8 protein-coding genes and 1 pseudogene are annotated in these 16,394 nt (G+C 72.3%); all 9 read right to left on the reverse strand.

Going from position 1 to position 16,394, the window contains the following annotated elements; genetic code table 11:
• Positions 1-30 precede the first annotated feature (30 nt).
• Complete coding sequence (locus AB0H86_RS33450) at positions 31-1,809, reverse strand: GMC family oxidoreductase (RefSeq protein WP_362447446.1); 1,779 nt, start codon at positions 1,807-1,809, stop codon at positions 31-33.
• Positions 1,810-1,838: 29 nt separating this feature from the next.
• A complete protein-coding gene (locus AB0H86_RS33455; protein WP_362447449.1) occupies positions 1,839-3,452 on the reverse strand; it encodes a succinic semialdehyde dehydrogenase in 1,614 nt (537 codons plus the stop codon).
• A gap of 491 nt (positions 3,453-3,943) precedes the next feature.
• Entirely contained in the window at positions 3,944-4,366 is a 423-nt protein-coding gene (locus tag AB0H86_RS33460; protein ID WP_362447622.1) for a PT domain-containing protein, read from the reverse strand.
• A gap of 31 nt (positions 4,367-4,397) precedes the next feature.
• A pseudogene (locus AB0H86_RS33465) lies at positions 4,398-5,219 on the reverse strand (serine/threonine-protein kinase); the annotation flags it as partial.
• 49 nt (positions 5,220-5,268) lie between these two features.
• Positions 5,269-7,014 (reverse strand): protein kinase, encoded by a 1,746-nt coding sequence (locus AB0H86_RS33470; RefSeq protein WP_362447452.1) that lies wholly within the window; start codon positions 7,012-7,014, stop codon positions 5,269-5,271.
• Positions 7,015-7,067: 53 nt separating this feature from the next.
• Positions 7,068-8,780: a serine/threonine-protein kinase gene (locus AB0H86_RS33475; RefSeq protein ID WP_362447455.1), complete on the reverse strand. Its 1,713-nt coding sequence runs from the start codon at positions 8,778-8,780 to the stop codon at positions 7,068-7,070.
• Positions 8,781-8,849: 69 nt separating this feature from the next.
• On the reverse strand, positions 8,850-10,688 hold the full coding sequence (locus AB0H86_RS33480) for a protein kinase (protein ID WP_362447458.1): 1,839 nt from the start codon (positions 10,686-10,688) through the stop codon (positions 8,850-8,852).
• A 184-nt stretch (positions 10,689-10,872) separates the two neighbouring features.
• Complete coding sequence (locus tag AB0H86_RS33485) at positions 10,873-13,857, reverse strand: protein kinase (protein ID WP_362447461.1); 2,985 nt, start codon at positions 13,855-13,857, stop codon at positions 10,873-10,875.
• A 187-nt stretch (positions 13,858-14,044) separates the two neighbouring features.
• Positions 14,045-16,261: a serine/threonine-protein kinase gene (locus AB0H86_RS33490; protein ID WP_362447464.1), complete on the reverse strand. Its 2,217-nt coding sequence runs from the start codon at positions 16,259-16,261 to the stop codon at positions 14,045-14,047.
• Positions 16,262-16,394 lie beyond the last annotated feature (133 nt).

Raw genomic sequence — 16,394 nt, forward strand, 5'->3', positions numbered from 1 at the left:
GTGCAGGTCCTTCTCCTTGCCCTGGGTGCCTTACTTCTTCGGCGGCAGCGCCGGCATCCCCAGGAACGGCAGTTTCAGCGCGCCGAACGCGTCCGCCGGGACGGCCGGTGCCAGCGGCTCGACCGGCTTGAGGCGTTCGTAGGAGTGACCCTGCGCCGGACGCGGGTCCGCCTCGCCCTTGTTGGGCCAGTACGACATCGCCCGCTCCGCCTGGGCCGTGATGGTCAGGGACGGGTTGACGCCCAGGTTGGCGGAGACCGCGGCGCCGTCGACGACCGAGATGCCGGGGTGGCCGTAGAGGCGGTGGTACGGGTCGATGACGCCGCTCTCGCGGGAGGAGCCGATCGGGCAGCCGCCGAGGAAGTGGGCGGTGAGCGGGGTGCCCATCAGCTCACCGACGTTGGAGCCGGCGAAGCCGTTGATCTCGGCGGCGATGGCGGACGCGCCCTGAGAGGCCGCCTTGATCTGCTTGGGGTTCGGGGAGCCGTGGCCCTGGCGGGCGGTCAGCAGGCCCTTGCCGACGCCGTCCGGTTTCAGGTACGTCGTCAGGGAGTTGTCCAGCGACTGCATCACCAGGCCGATGATGGTCCGCTCCGACCAGCGGTGGTTGGAGAGGGAGCGCAGGACGAGGACGGGATGGCGGGCCGCGTTCCGCAGCCAGGCCAGCGCCCGGGAGGAGCCCTCGGCGTACGGCACCTGGAGGATCGACAGGCCGCCCATCGAGTTGGAGCCCTTGCCGTAGCGGACCGGCTCGATGTGGGTGTTGTCGTCCGGGTGGATGGACGAGGTGATGGCCACTCCGCGCGTGAAGTCGACCTTCCGCTCCCCCGTCGCCCTGCGGTAGCGGCGGTTGTTGGTCTGGGCGCCGACCAGCGCCTCCGAGTTGGTGCGGGTCAGCTCGCCCAACCTCTCGGACACGTACGGCAGTTGGCCGCCCGACTTCATCCGGTGCAGCAGGGTCTGGGTGCCGTAGGTGCCGGCCGCGAGGACGACCCGGCGGGCCTTGAAGGTCCGGCCCTTCGTCTTGCGGCGGTCGTCGGTGGGGAGGGTGGTGATCGCGTAGCCGCCCTGCGAGTCGTCCGTGACCGAGACGACCGTCGTCAGCGGGTGCACGACCGCGCCCGCCTTCTCGGCGAGGTACAGATAGTTCTCGTTGAGGGTGTTCTTCGCGCCGTGCCGGCAGCCGGTCATGCACTCGCCGCACTCGTTGCAGGCCTTGCGGTCCGGGCCGGCGCCACCGAAGTAGGGGTCGTCCACCTGCTCGCCGGGCTTGGCCCTGGTGGCGCCGTCGGCGTCCTCACCGTCCCCGAAGAACACGCCGACCGGGGCCATGTGGAAGCTGTCGCCGACGCCCATCCGCTCGGCGGCGGCCTTGAGGTGCACGTCGGACGGGGTCATCGTCGGGTTCAGCCGGACGCCGAGCATGCGGCGCGCCTGGTCGTAGTACGGCGCCAACTCCTCCTGCCAGTCCGTGATGTCACGCCACTGGGGATCCTCGAAGAAGGGCTTCGGCGGTACGTAGAGGGTGTTGGCGTAGTTGAGGGAGCCGCCGCCCACGCCCGCGCCGGCCAGGACCATGACGTTGCCCAGCAGATGGATGCGCTGGATGCCGTAGAGGCCGAGCTTGGGGGCCCAGAGGTAGTTCTTCAGGTCCCAGGAGTTCTTGGGGAGGGACTCGCGGGTGAAGCGGCGGCCGGCTTCCAGGACGCCTACGGTGTAGCCCTTTTCGCTGAGGCGCAGGGCGGTTACGGAACCGCCGAAGCCGGATCCGACGACGATGACGTCGTAGTCGTAGGCGTCCTGGGACACGTGCTCTCCTCGTTGAGAACGGGTGCGGTCTAGCGGAACCGGAATGCCTTCATCAGGCGGAGGCTCCGGCTCATGAACTGCGCGTACTTCTCGTCGTCCATGCCCAGCGAGGGCGCCATCGGCAGCAGTCGCTGCTGGGCCACCGTCTGGGCCTCCGTGTACTTGAGGATGCCCTCGGAGCCGTGGCGGCGGCCGAGGCCGGAGTCCTTCATGCCGCCCATCGGGGACTGGACGCTGCCGTAGGCGGGGGCGTAGCCCTCGTTGACGTTCACGGTGCCGGTGCGCAGGCGGGCGGCGACCTCGCGGCCACGGCGGCCGTCCTTCGTCCAGACCGAGGAGTTCAGGCCGTACGGCGTGGAGTTGGCCTGCTCGACCGCCTCGTCGTCGGTCCCGAAGCGGTAGATGGAGACGACCGGGCCGAAGGTCTCCTCCGTGCACACCGACATCGGCTCGGTCACCCCGTCGAGGATGGTCGGCTCGAAGAAGTACGGGCCGATGTCGGGGCGGGCCACCCCGCCGGCGACGAGCTTCGCGCCCTTGGCGACGGCTTCGTCCACATGGCGGGTGACGGTCTCCAGTTGGCGTTCGCCGACCAGGGATCCCATGTCGGCGCCGTACGCGAGGGACGTACCGAGGCGCATCGCCCTGGTGCGGGCGGCGAAACGCTCGAGGAAGGCGTCGGCGATGGACTCGTGGACGTACAACCGCTCGATGGAGATGCAGAGTTGGCCGGCGGAGGAGAAGCAGGCACGGACGGCGCCGGCGGCCGCTTTGTCTATGTCTGCGTCCTCGAGGACGAGCATCGCGTTCTTGCCGCCGAGTTCGAGGGAGACGCCGATCAGCCGGGCGGCGGCGCCCCGCGCGACCTCGCGGCCGGTACGGGTGGAGCCCGTGAAGGAGACGTAGTCGGCGTGCTTGACCACCTCGGGGCCGACCACCGGGCCCTCGCCGAGGACGACCTGGAAGACGTCGGCCGGCAGACCGGCCTCGATGAGCAGGTCACGGGCCCAGAGCGCGGTGAGGCAGGTCTCCGTGTCGGGCTTCATCACGACGGCGTTGCCCGCGACGAAGGCGGGGATCGCGTCGCCCACCGACAGTTCCAGCGGGTAGTTCCAGGGGGCGATCTGGCCGACGACACCGCGCGGGTGACGCAGCTCGGTGACCTTGGTGAGTGTGGGGACGGCACCGGCGTGCCGCTTCGGCCCGAGATAGGCGGGCGCCTTGCGGCCGTAGTGGCGGGCCGCGACGGCGACGGCCTGGACCTCCTCGTGGGCGTGCAGACGGGCCTTGCCGGTCTCCAGCTGGATCAGGTCGAGGACCTCCGCCTGACGCTCCAGCACCAGGTCGTGGAAGCGGAGCAGTACGGCGGCCCGCTGCCGTACCGGAGTCCTCTCCCACACGGCCTGTGCCCTGCGGGCCGCGTCGAAGGCCTTCTCCACGTCCTCGGGGGTGGACTCGGGCAGGTCCGCCAGCTTCTCGCCGGTGAACGGCGTGTGGTTGGCGGTCCGGCCCGAGCCGACCACGCCCTTGGTGAGCTGGGCGATCAGCTCGGGAGTGACCACGTCGGCGGCGGTACGGGCGCCCGCCGGGGCGGGGGCGATGGGGTTCGTGCCGGTCTTGGCCGGGGCCTGCGCGTCCGTCATGTGCCGCAGGGTATTCCGCGGCGGAGGCTTTGGGTACCCGTCAGTAATCGGGATTCACCGAGTGCTCACACGACGCCAGTGATCACTGGCAAAGAATGCGCTGATCAGGGCGTAGTGCAGCGACGATCACCGGCGAACACCCGGTGTCGGATTGCTTCCGATCTCCAGCCGGGTGCGGGCCTCCTTGAAGAGGGCCGTGCCCTTCGCCTCGTCCGGTGTGCCCTTCGGCATGTCCACCCGCAGCTGGTACATACGGCCGTCGTCCGTGCGGACGATCAGTTGCAGGACGCGGGTCGGCCTGCCGCGCGGATCGTAGGTGACGTCGGACAGTGCGGCCTCGTCGCCGTGGAAGCTGGTGGCGGTGTACTGGCCGGGGGACCGTTCGTGCCCCTCCCAGGCGAGCGCCGTCTTCCTCGCCTCCGTCAGAGGGGAGCCGGGCGACGTGTCCCGCTCGATGAGCCGGACCTGGATGGTTTCGTCGCTGTAGGCGGTCATACGGAAGTCGTCCTCCGCCCCGCCCACTTCGGGCGTCCGCTGGTACCGGCCGGGGAGAAAGAGGACAGCGTTCGTCCCCTGGTCACGGTGGGCCACCCAGCCGTCCTGCGGGGCTGTTCCGTCGGCTGTTCCATTGGTTGCCCGGTCGGTTGTCCGGTCGGTTGCCCGGTCGGCTGCCCCGTCAGCTGTTCCGTCGGCGAACGACGTGCCGAGCCATATGGCGCCCGCGAGCAGGACGCCGAGGAGGGCACCGGCGGTGCGGGCCAGGGGGCGGTGTCCGGGGGGCGGCTGTGGGGGCGGGTCCGGGTGCGTGGGCGGCTGTGGGTCCGGGCCAGGGAGCGGGGGCGGCTGCGGGTTCGGCTCGATGACCTGTACGTCCTTCTCCGCGTCCCCCGCCTCCGGGTCCGGCCGTCGCTCACCCGCCACGGACTCCAGTAACCGTGCGACCTCCTCCGCGTCCGGACGCTGCTCGGGGTCCTTCGCCAACAGCCCTGCTATGAGCGGCCGGAGGGGTCCGGCGCCCTCCGGCTCGGGCGGGTCGGCGGCGAGGATCGCGGCGAGGGTGGTCTCCGGTGTCGTACGGCGGAACGGGGAGCCGCCCTCGACGGTGGTGTACAGCAGGACGCCCAGGGACCACAGGTCGGAGGGAGGGCCGGCGCCGGTGCCGGACATCCGCTCGGGGGCGACGTACTCCAGCGAGCCCACGAAGTCGCCGGTGGCGGTGAGGGATTCCTCGCCCTGGACGTGGGCGATGCCGAAGTCGGTGAGGACGACGCGGTGATGGGGGCCGAGCAGGACGTTGGCGGGCTTCACGTCCCGGTGCACGATGCCGACGGCGTGCGCGGCGCGCAGGGCGCCGAGGACCGCGAGGCCGATGCGGGCGGCTTCGGGCGGTGGCATCGGGCCACGGCGCAGAGCCTGGTGCAGGGACTCGCCGCGGACCAACTCCATGACGATCCAGGGGAGTCCGTCCTCCTCCTCGACGACCACGTCATGGATGGAGACGGCGGCGGGATGGTCGACCCGGGCGGCGGCACGGGCCTCGCGGTAGAGCCGGTGGGCGGCGCGGCGGTGTTCCTCGTCCTCCGGATCGCCCGGCAACCGCGGCTGCTTCACGGCGACTTCGCGCTCCACGAGCTCGTCGCGCGCCCGCCAGACGGTCCCCATACCGCCGCTGCCTATGCGCTCGACCAGACGGTACCGCCCGCCGAGCAGCGCGTCCCTGGGGTCCGCGTCATCCCTGGGGTCCGCGTCGTCCCCGCCGTTGCTCATGCCCCATGAGTACCGTGCTCGACGTCTCCTTGTCGACGCGGCCTCCCGGTCACAACGTGTCGACGTCCAGGTTGGCGAGCGCCGTCTTCGCCACCGCGCGTCCGCGTTCGGTGAAGTCGCCCCTGCCCGGATAGCTGACGGTGAGTTTGTACATGTCGCCGCCCTTGGTCTTGTAGTAGAGGATCCTCATCTCCCGGAGACGAGGGTTCTCGGTGTCGTCGGTGGTGTAGACGACCGTGTTCTGGGCGGCCTTGTTGCCCTCGTAGGTCGCGTCGTCGGGAGAGGTCTTCGCCTTCTCGGACATGTGGAGGGCGTAGCTGCCGGTCTCCTTGAACTCGGTGTCGTCGTCGTACATCTCGGCGGCCGCGGAGTTCGCGATGGTGTGGCTGGTGTCCTCGGCCTTCCGGTCCAGGGTCAGGCCGATCGAGATGCTGCCGCTCCAGTCGGTGTACGTGACCCAGTGCCCCTTGTCGGTCTCCCGGTCGGGCAAGGAGCGCTGGTAGTCGACGGGCACCGCCAGGGCCGCGGCGACGTCCTTCTCGTGCTTGGTCGTCCAGCCGTCGGGCAGCGGGCCCGCGAACGGGTCCGCGATCACCAGGTACGCCGTCACCGCCGCCGCGACGAGCACGGCACCGGTTCCGATCCAGGCCTTGCGGCCGAGCCGGAGGCGGCGCGGCGGGGAGTCCGTCCGCACGAACTGGGTGGTGCGGGCCGGCGCCGGCGGGTTCACGGCCGCCCCCAGCATGGCCCGGACCTGGGCGGCGTTGGGGCGGCGCGCCGGGTCCTTCTGGAGCAGGCCGTTGATGGCGTCGGCGAGCGGGCCCTGCGCTGAGGCGGGCGGCGCGGGAGTGGCGTTGAGGACGGACTGGAGGGTGGCGGGGGTGTTGCTGCGACGGAACGGGGAGACGCCCTCCGTCGCCGCGTACAGGACCACACCGAGGGACCAGAGGTCGCTCGCCGGGCCGGGGCGCTGGCCCAGCACCCGTTCCGGCGCTATGTACTCGGGCGAGCCGACGAAGCCGCCGGTGTCGGTCAGGTTGGTCTCGCCCTCGATCTGCGCGATACCGAAGTCGGTGAGGACGACCCGGTCGTGACGGCCGAGGAGCACGTTGTCCGGTTTGACGTCCCGGTGCAGGATGCCCGCCGCGTGCGCGGCCTCCAGCGCGCCCAGCACCTCGAGGCCGATTCTCGCCGCCTCGCGCACCCCGAGGGTGCCCTCCTGCAACGCGTCGCCCAGCGAACGCCCCTGCACCAGCTCCATCACGATCCACGGGCGGCCGTCCACGACCGCCACGTCATGGACGTTCACGACGGCGGGGTGGTCGAGCCGGGCCGCGGCACGTGCCTCGCGGCGCATGCGCTCGAAGGCGTTGGCCCGTTCGCGCTCGGGAAGGTGGTCCGGGAGGCGGGGTTCCTTGACGGCGACCTCGCGGTCCACCGTCTCGTCCTTGGCCCGCCACACCGTGCCCATGCCGCCGTGCCCGAGCTTGGCGAGCAGCCGGTAGCGGTCCGCGATGAGGCGTCCGACGCCGGAGGCCGGTGCGGGAGGGGAGTCCGACGTGGGGCGGGGGTCAGGCGCGGGTTGGGCACCCGGCGCGGGGCGGGGGTCCGGCATGGAGTGGGGCTGGGGTGGCACCGCCTGGGCGGGAAGAGCGTACGGGTTGTTCGGGTGCGGCACCGCAGCCGGCGGGCCCTGCGGGGCCAGGTGACCTTGTGGGTTCGGCGGGTTCGGCGGTTGCAGACCGAAACTCGTTGGCTCGTCGGACCCGTGAGGGGCTCCCCCGTTGCTGCTCATGGGTCCATCATTTCGCGCCAAGCGGTCCGGAATCCACCTCGAACGCTTTCCGGTCACCGACCCGTGACCAAGGTGTCGACCGCGACGTCGAAGTAGTCCCTCGCCTCCCGCACCTTCCCGACCGGCGCCGACACCCACACGTCGTACAGCCGCCCGTGCTCCTCCCAGCACAGGTCGTACGTGTGCCGGGGGCCCTCCGCCGCGCTGAAGCCGTCCCAGGTGAACTCCCAGAGCGCGGCGGGGCGTCCACGGTGCGCGGTCGTGGTGACCCGGCTGTCGCGGTAACCCGGGTTGGTCTCCGGGCCCTTGGTGGCCGCCCGCCGCAGCACGGTCAGCGGACCGTCCGCCACGGGGTCGACGACCCTGATACCGAGGCGGAAGATCCGCCCCGGTGACATGTAGAAGATCCGCTCACCCTGGGGTACGCGAGTGAAGCCGTCCGGCACGGCCAGCGCGAAACCGGCGGGGTCGTCGGCGAAGCGGTAGCCGGAGGGGGCGGCGGGATGCGGGCTCGGGGCTGAACTCGGGCTCGAACCGGGGCTCGTGGGGGTGTTCGGGGGCGCCGAGGTGTGCGTGGGCGCAGAGAGTGCCGGCGTCCCCGTCCCGTCGCCGCCCCCGTTCATGAGCAGCGCCGCCGCGGACACCCCCGCGCCGGCCATCGCGGTGACCAGCAGCGCGGTGACCAGCACGCCTCGCGGGGAGCGTCCGGGAGGAGCCGACGGGTGCAGGGCGGGCACGTCCCGCTCGGACGCGGGGGCGTACCCGGACGGCCGGTCCGGCGGGCCCTCCGGCGGGCGGTCCGGCGGTGGCTCCGGCGAGTGGTCGGCAGGGGGCGGCGGATCGAACGGCTCGGTGGACGTAGGGCCGGGTGCCTTGGCGCGGGTGCGGCCGAGTGACAGGGTGCGGCTGCGCCGGGGCGGCAGAGCCGGTGTGCGGCCGGTGTCCCGGAAGGTCCGCAGCATCCGCTCGGCCCGCTCCGCGTCGAGCCGTCGCTCCGGATCGCGTTCGAGGAGGCCGCGTACGACGGGCAGGATCGGTGTGGCCTGGGCGGGCGGCCGGATCTCGGCGGAGACGACGGCGTGCAGGATGCCACCCAACGAGTCGCGACGGAACGGCGACTCGCCGCTCAGGACCGTGCACAGCAGCGCGCCCAGCGACCACAGGTCGGACGCGGGCCCGGTTCTCGACTCGGACATCCGCTCGGGCGCGGTGTACTCGGGCGAGCCGACGAAGGACCCGGTCTCGGTGAGCGTGGTGGCGCCCGCGACCTGGGCGATGCCGAAGTCGGTGAGGACGACGCGATCGGTGCCGTCCTCCACAAGCACGTTCGCGGGCTTGATGTCGCGGTGCAGGACGCCGGCCTCGTGCGCCGCGCGCAGCGCGCCCAGCAGGGCGACGCCGATCCGGGCGGCCTCGTCGGCGTCCACCGGGCCGTGCGCGGCGATCCGCTCGGCGAGCGAGGCCCCCTCGATCAACTCCATGACGATGTACGGGCGTTCGTCGTGCTCGACGACGTCGTGGACCACGATGATGTGCGGATGGCTCAACTGGGCGACCGCACGCGCCTCGCGCAGGCTGCGGTCCCGCTGCCGCCGGGCCCCCTCGGCGGAGAGGGTCTCGTCGAGAGGGAGCTCCTTGACCGCCACGCTCCGGCCGAGCAGTTGGTCGGTCGCCCGCCAGACGACCCCCATGCCGCCGCGACCGAGCCGCGCCTCAAGCCGGTAACGGCCGGCGATCACACGGGCGCTGTCCCCCTCGGTCCCCATGCGCCTCATCATCCCGCACCGGACGGACTCCTTCCGGGGCGGCGACCGGCCAAATCCGCCGGGTCGGCCTCAGGAGGTCCTTTCCTCCCAGCCCTGCAGCACCGCTGCGAACTGCTTGCTGGTGGTGGCCCAGTCCTTGGCGGGCGAGGACATGTAGATGGCGTACTCGACGCCGTCCCGGGACATGTACGTCTCCTCGACGGCCCGGCGCGGCCCGGGGTAGTCCGTGTCCTTGGCCAGCGCGGTCCACGTGTACTCCCACCGGGCGCCATCGCGATCCCGGTAGAGGTTGTCGTGCAGGGACACGCGCTCGTAGTCGCGCAGCCGCAGCAACTGCTGCTCCAGGTCGAGCTGGTGGGCTGTCGGGTCACTGAAGTCGGGCGAGGTGTCGATGGCGATACGGAGGAAGTGCTTGCCGTCGTCCGGTGAGTAGTCGATCTGGGTGAGGTCGCCGTCGACGCCGAAGACCTGCCGGTCCCAGCCCTTGGGCAGGTAGACGCTGAAGCCCACGGGGTCCTCGTGGCGGACCCAGGAGGCCGGAACGCCCCCGCCGGAGCGCGGCGTGCTACTGGTCTTTGTGGGACCCGGCGAGGCGGACAGGTCGGCGTCCTGCTGCCGCGACTCGTCCCACGCCTGCATCCCCACGGCCGCGCCCGCGCCGATGACCGCGGCGAGGGCGACGACGAGAGCCGCCGTCCGCAGTCGGCGGCGCTTCGGCGGACTCGTGACGCCGGTGGCAGCGTTGTCGGCGAGATACGGCGGACCGAGCACGGTGGGGCCGGTCGCCGGAGGGTACGGCGTGCCGGTGACCGACATGGAGACCGGGGCGTTCGCCCCGGCGCGGGCCTCCGCCTCCTGGTGGGACCCCGCGTAGTGGGACCCGGCGTAGTGGGGGCCGGAGTGACCGGGACCTGGGTGGCCGGGACCTGTGTGACCGGGACCTGTGGGCTGGGGGCCTGTGGGCTGGGCGCCCATAGGACCGACGCCGGTACCCATGGGGTGGGCGCCCATAGGGCCCGTACCCATGGGGTGGGAATCCACGGTCCGGGAACTCACATGTTGCGTGGGCACATACGCCTGTGCCGCGTTCGGCCGTCGCCCCTCCGCCGCCTCCGCGAGCATCTGCTCCGCGGCGGCCAGGTCGGGCCGTACGGCAGGGTCCTTGTACAGCAGCGCGGTGATGACGGGCGCGAGCGCACCGGCGTACCGCGGCTCCGAGGGTTCCTCGTCCACGACGGCCTGCATGGTGGTCAGCGGTGTCGTCCGACGGAACGGCGACCTGCCCTCGACCGCCGTGTACAGCGTGGCGCCGAGCGCCCACAGGTCGGAGGAGGCTCCCGGGTCGTGGCCACGGATCCGCTCCGGGGCGAGGTAGTCGACCGAGCCGACGACCTCTCCGGTACGGGTGATGGTCGAGTCGCCCTCGATCTGGGCGATGCCGAAGTCGGTGAGGAGGACGCGGCCGTCCCGGCCGATGAGCACGTTGCCGGGTTTCACATCGCGGTGCAGCACCCCCGCGGTGTGCGCCGCGCGCAGCGCCCGCAGCACCCACAGCCCGATGCGGGCGGCCTCGGTGGGCTCGATGCGGCCCTGTTCCCTGACCGCGTCGGCCAGCGAGTGACCCTCGACCAACTCCATCACGATCCACGGCCGGCCGTCGTGGTCCAGCACGTCGTGCACGGTGACGACGGCGGAGTGGTTGATCCTGGCGGCCGCGCGCGCCTCCGCCCGGGTGCGGGCGAGGAGGACGGCCTGGTCGCCCTCGGACACGTACAACGCGGCCGTCAACTCCTTGATCGCGACGGCTCGGTGCAGCACTTCATCGTGGGCACGCCACACGCGGCCCATGCCGCCCTTGCCTATCGGGTCGGCGAGCCGGTAGCGCCCCGCGAGGAGCTGGCCCTGCATCTGATTCACGTTGCCCCGCAATGCTCTTGACAGTGTCAGAGTAGGGACCCGTCCTCGTCGAACGGAACCAGGGGGGCGTCACGGTGACCGCACTGTGACGGTTGTCGCTTCGGGAGGCGGTGGTGAACCCTCCAGCCCTGACCGGCGCCCGGCCCTCACCGAACGTCCCCTGCGGGCCCTCTTCTCAGCCGGTGACCTGGTACGTGGCCGACGCCTGCTCGTACAGCCGGCTCACCTCGTCCCGCTCGGCCTCCGGGCCACGTAACTGCACCACGTGGTACTTCCCGCCGATCAGCATCGCGATGTTGCGCACATACAGTTCGCGCCCGTCGTCGCCGGTCCAGGTGAACTGCCCCTCGGCCATGGTCCGCCCGCCCACCTGGATGGTCTTCAGCCCGGTCGCGGTGGCCCAACTGGAGTCCCGGTAGGGCTGCAGTTCCGGTTCCTTCTCCCGCTGGTACACCATCGGGTCGCTGCCGTCCTCGGCCGCGCTGTCCCGTCCCGGTACGACGACGAGCTCGAAGTTCCCGTGCGTGTACACGACCTGGCCGCGCCCGTTGACCGGTGTGCGGTCCCAGCCGTTGGCGACGGCCACCTGGAAGCCCTCGGCGTCCTTGCGCAGGGCGAAGCCGTCGGGGACGTCTGGCCCGGTGGTCTGTGTCTCGGTGGACCCGGCGGACGAGGAGGGGCTGCCCTCGGACCCCGGGGAGGTCTGTTCGGGCCGGGGCTCGCTGCTCGCCTCCGAGGAGGGCTCGGGCGCCGGACTCACCTCGCCGGCGGCCCCGGTACGGTCCCCGGTGCCCCCCGTACCGGAGTCGGACTTGGGCATGAAGAGCATGGCGTACGCGATCGCGCCGGCCAGCAGGAGCAGGATCAGCAGAAGCAGGGTCCGGCCGAGCCTGCGGGGTGAACCGGCCCCCTCCCGCGCCCGCTTGTGCCGCCCGTGGTGCGCGGGCAGTCCGGCTCGCCGCCTGCGCACCAGCTCGCCCCGCCGCCGTACGACGGGCAGTCGGCTGGTGTCGGCGGGCGGCGCGGCGACGACGTGCGCGCCGGCCTCCGGCTCGGGCGCCGAACGCACCAGTGAACGCAGCCAGCCGCTCAGTTCCTCGAAGTCGAGCCGCTCGGTCGGATCCTGCCGCAGCAGCGACTCGACGACCGGCCTGAGCGGTCCGCACTCCTCGGCGAAGGCGGGCGGCTCCGCGCACACCAGCTGCACCAGCTCGGCGGTCGACTCCTCCGGGTAGGGCGCGTGCCCCTGAACGGCCCGGAACAGCAGCGCGCCGAGCGCCCACAGGTCGGTCGCGGGCCCGATCGGCGCCGCGAGCTGCCAGTTCTCGTGCACGGGTCCGGCCTGCTCCGGCGCCCATCGCTCGGTCACGGGCCCCACGACAGCCATCCGCGCCTGCCGGGCCCGCTCGGCCGCCAACGCGGTCGTCGGCCCCCGCCGCGCGGGCGCGCCGGCGGCCGGCTCGTCCCAACGGCCGGGAGGCAGCGCCGAGGGTCCGCCGGCGTGCACACCGCCGACGCCGACGCCTCCGGCAGGAACGGGGCCGGACGCCAGTCCGGGGCGGGGGCCGCCGGTTCCTCCAACTCCTGCGGAAGGCAGCGCCGTACGCCCCCGCCCGCCTTGTCCGACGCCTCCGACCTCCGGCGCCCCGGCGTTCCCGCCACGGGGCGCGGCACCGTGCCAGGAGGCGCCCCCCACGCCATAGGGGTCGGCGATCTGCCCCGGCGGCCCGGAACCGGAGGACTCCTGGGCACCGTTCGCGCCGGGATACGGCTGCTGCTCCATCCCGTTCGCGCCGGGATACGGCTGGTGCTGAGCACCGTTCGCTTCGGGGTACGGCGGCTGTTCAACGCCGTTCGCGCCGGAGTACGGCTGCTGCTCCATCCCGTTCGCGCCGGGATACGGCTGGTGCTGAGCACCGTTCGCGCCGGAGTACGGCTGCTGCTCCATCCCGTTCGCGCCGGGATACGGCTGGTGCTGAGCACCGTTCGCTTCGGGGTACGGCTGCTGTTCAACGCCGTTCGCGCCGGGATACGGCGGCTGGGCACCGTTGGCCGTGGGGTACGGCGGGTGCAGGGCGGAGCCGTTGGCCTGGGCGGCGGTGTCGCCCTCGGGAGCGGAACGTGCTCCTGGCAGGGCCGCCCGGCCGCTCTGCGCCTCCTGGACCCGGGCCGCGGCCCTGGCCCCCGCGCGATACGCGGCGATCGCCCCGGCCCGCGCCGCCCGGATGTCCGCGCCGGTGTCGACAGCCCTGCGGGCCGGTACCGTCGACGCCCCGTTCGTCGTCTCCGCCCCGGCAACCGGCAGCGCCCCGGCAGCTCGCGCCTCGATCGCGGCCCGCCGAGCGGCCTCGGCCTCCGCCCCCTCCAGCCCTACGGCACTCACCGGGCCCTGGGCGCCACCAGCGGGACCACCTGGTCCAAGAGGACCACGCGAGCCGTACGCGGCACCGCCCGAACCCGCGGCTCCCCCCGCAGGACCTCGTCCGGCACCGGTCTCACCGCCCCCGGCGTCCCATTCGGCGTCCTCGGGCGGCACCGGGTCGTACCCGCACAGCGCTTCCTCGGCCGCCCCCACCGCCAGACCGGTCAGCATCACGCGGCCGTCGTCGCAGATGAGCACCGTGCGCGCGGTGACATTGCGGTGGACCCAGCCGTGGGCGTGCAGGACCCGCAGGGCCATGAGGACGTCGGCGGCCACCTCGGCGGCCCGGTACGGCGACAGCGGCTTCTCCACGAGCAGCGTCGCCAGTGACCGAGCGGGCACCAACTCGCTGACTATCCACAGCGAACCGCCCTCGGCGAACACGTCGAAGACCTGGTCGAGCCGCGGGTGGTCGGGTATCCGCGCCGCGGCCTGCGCGGCCTCGACCGCCCGCCGTACGGCTGGCTCCGTCGGGCGTCGCACGCCCCCGCCCTCGGACCCGCGCCGTCCCCCGCGCTCCCGCGCTCCTCGCGGATCCCTGGCCGTGAAACCGTCCGGCAGCCCTTCGGCGTCGAGCACCTCCGCCTCGACGACCTCAGGCAACGGCACCTGCCTGACCAGGACTTCCTGCCCGCTGTAGGTGTCGAAGGCGCGGGTCTCGGTGAGTTCGTACTCATCGGTGGGCGGCAGCGGCAGGCGGTAGCGGTCAGCGAGTACCCGACCCGCGTAGTCCTCCACGTTGCCTCCCCCCGGCCACCCGGTCGGTCAATTCCGTTCGCCTCGCGGCCCGTTCCGCACTTGTTCCTGGATGCGTACGGTCCGCGAGCATTCACGATACGTGCCGGAGGCAACCCGCAAAGTGTGGATGCCAGATCTCACGCACCAAACCGGAGATCGAACAGGAGATCGATCACCGCACCGCTCCTCATGACTTGGGCGTGAACGTCTTCGCCAGCGTCTTCCAGGTGGTCTCGCGCAGCTCGCTGTCCCAGTTCGCGGCTTTCGCCGTGTACATCAACGCGTATCCGAGTTGGCCGTTGACGACGAATCCCCGGTCGATCGTCCGGAACTTCGTCCCGCCGTCGACATAGGTGAACTCCCAGTCGGCCGTGTTCCAGCCGCGGTAGTCCACCTTCTCTATTCGGACCCTCTGGTACTGGGAACGCGTCATGGAGCGTTCCTGGTTCTGCCAGTCCGTCACCGGGTCGCCCTTCGGGGTGGACGTCCAGGCGACGAGCAGCTTCTGCCCGTCGGGCCCGGTGAACCGGTCCCCCGCCGCGTCCGTCGACCCGTACTTCCAGCCCTTGGGCAGCCCTATCGAGTACCCCTGAGTCCCCTTGTGCGTCGACGCCACCGCGTTGTCGCCGGAGCCGGAGGACCCGTCGGATCCCGACCCGCTGCCGTCGCCCGCGCCCGCCTCGCTGCTGGGCGTGCTCCGCGCGTCCGACTCCGCCGCCGCGGACTTGGAGGCCGAGCCTTCCGTACGGGCACCGCCGCCCTTGTCCTCCTTGGTGTCGGCGCTCCCGCTCGCGCTGGCCGTCACCTTGGCGCCGCCGCCCTGGGCCCCATCCGAATCGTCGTCACCACCGATGGTGAGCGCCAGTACGGTACCGATCACGGCGAGCGCCACGACCACGGCGATGATCACCAGGGTCCTGCGCGGCACCACATCGGTGAGCGGCGCCCTCGGCACGGGCCGCGGCGGCAGGTCCGGCGGGGTCATCACCGGCCACCCGGAACTCTGGCCCCCGGTACCGCCGTTCGCCCCCTGCGCACTTCCGCCCCGAGGCCCGGGCACCCCGCCCGACCGAGAGCCAGCCCCCGAAGCCGGAGCAGTCCCCGAAGCCGAGGCGTGCCCACTCGATGTGCTCTTCCCCGAAGCGGAGACCCCGGCCGCCCCCGACACAGCCGTACCACCACGAGAACCCGAGGCGCCCGCACCACTGCTCGCCCCCGGTCCGGCCGAACCGCCGCCGGAACCACCGGAACCCGAGCCTGCCGAACCGGCACCGGCCGCGGACGCGGGCCCCGTCCCGGAACCCGCCGTGTCGCCCCCGGACTTGGTGCGCGCCGCGGCCGCGGACGTCGCCGCCGCTCCCGCCGCCCCGGCGGCCTTCCGCACGGAACGCAGCGCCCCGCGGAACCGCTCGCCGGCCTCCTCGCCCCGCCTGCCCGCGCTTCCGCCCGAACTCCTCTTGCCCGCGCCCTCGTCGGGCTGCGGCGGCAGCGGCACGACCTTCGTCGCGTCCAACGCGAGCTCCGGCTCGGCCTTCGGCTCCGGCGCGTGGAGCACGGCGTTGAGCATCCTCCGCGCGCCCGCGTCGTCGAGCCGCTGGGCGGGATCCTTGGTGAGCAGGCCGTAGATGACGTCCTTCAGCGGACCGGCGTTCTTCGGCTCCTCCAACTGCTCGGTCATCACCGCGGTCAACGTCGCTATGGCCGAGCCCTTGTCGTACGGCGGGGCACCCTCCACCGACGCGTACAGCAGCCCGCCCAGCGACCACAGGTCGGCCGCCGGACCGGGCTTGTGCCCACGGGCCCGCTCCGGGGAGATGTAGGAGGGCGCGCCGACGAGCATGCCGGTCGACGTGATGGACGGGTCGCCCTCGACCTGGGCGATGCCGAAGTCGGTGAGCACCACCCGGCCGTCCTCGGAGATGAGCACGTTGGACGGCTTCACATCACGGTGCAGGATGCCCTCGCGGTGCGCGGACCGCAGCACGTCCAGGATCGCCAGGCCCACTTCGGCGGCGCGCCTGGGTTCGAGGAGGCCGTCCTCCCGGATGGCCTCGGCGAGCGATTTGCCCTCGACGAGCTCCATCACGATCCACGGCCGGTCGTCTTCCTCGACCACGTCGTAGACCGTCACCGCGCTGTTGTTGCGGATCCGCGCGATCGCCTTGGCCTCGCGCAGCGTCCGCGTGATCAGGCGCCGCTTCTCTTCCTCGTCGATGTTGGTCGGGAACCGCAGCTCCTTGACGGCGACCGTGCGGCCCAGAGTCTCGTCCTCGGCACGCCACACCGTGCCCATGCCGCCGCGACCGAGCACGTCTCCCAACCGGTACCGCCCGGCAAGAAGACGCCCGTTGTTGTCCTGACGAGTGTCCTGACGGGATGTCCCCGCCCGCTCCGGCTCCGACATGCGTCCCCTCATGCAACCCGCCCTGACAGAGCCTCCATTGTCCCTCACCCGACAAGTGCCCGACGCCCAGGGTGCCCCTGGGGGCACCGGGCCCACCGTGCGGCCCGGGACAGCCCGGCCCCCGGCCCCGCCG

This window comes from Streptomyces sp. NPDC050997 (assembly GCF_040660135.1).
In the GTDB taxonomy this organism is placed as follows: domain Bacteria; phylum Actinomycetota; class Actinomycetes; order Streptomycetales; family Streptomycetaceae; genus Streptomyces.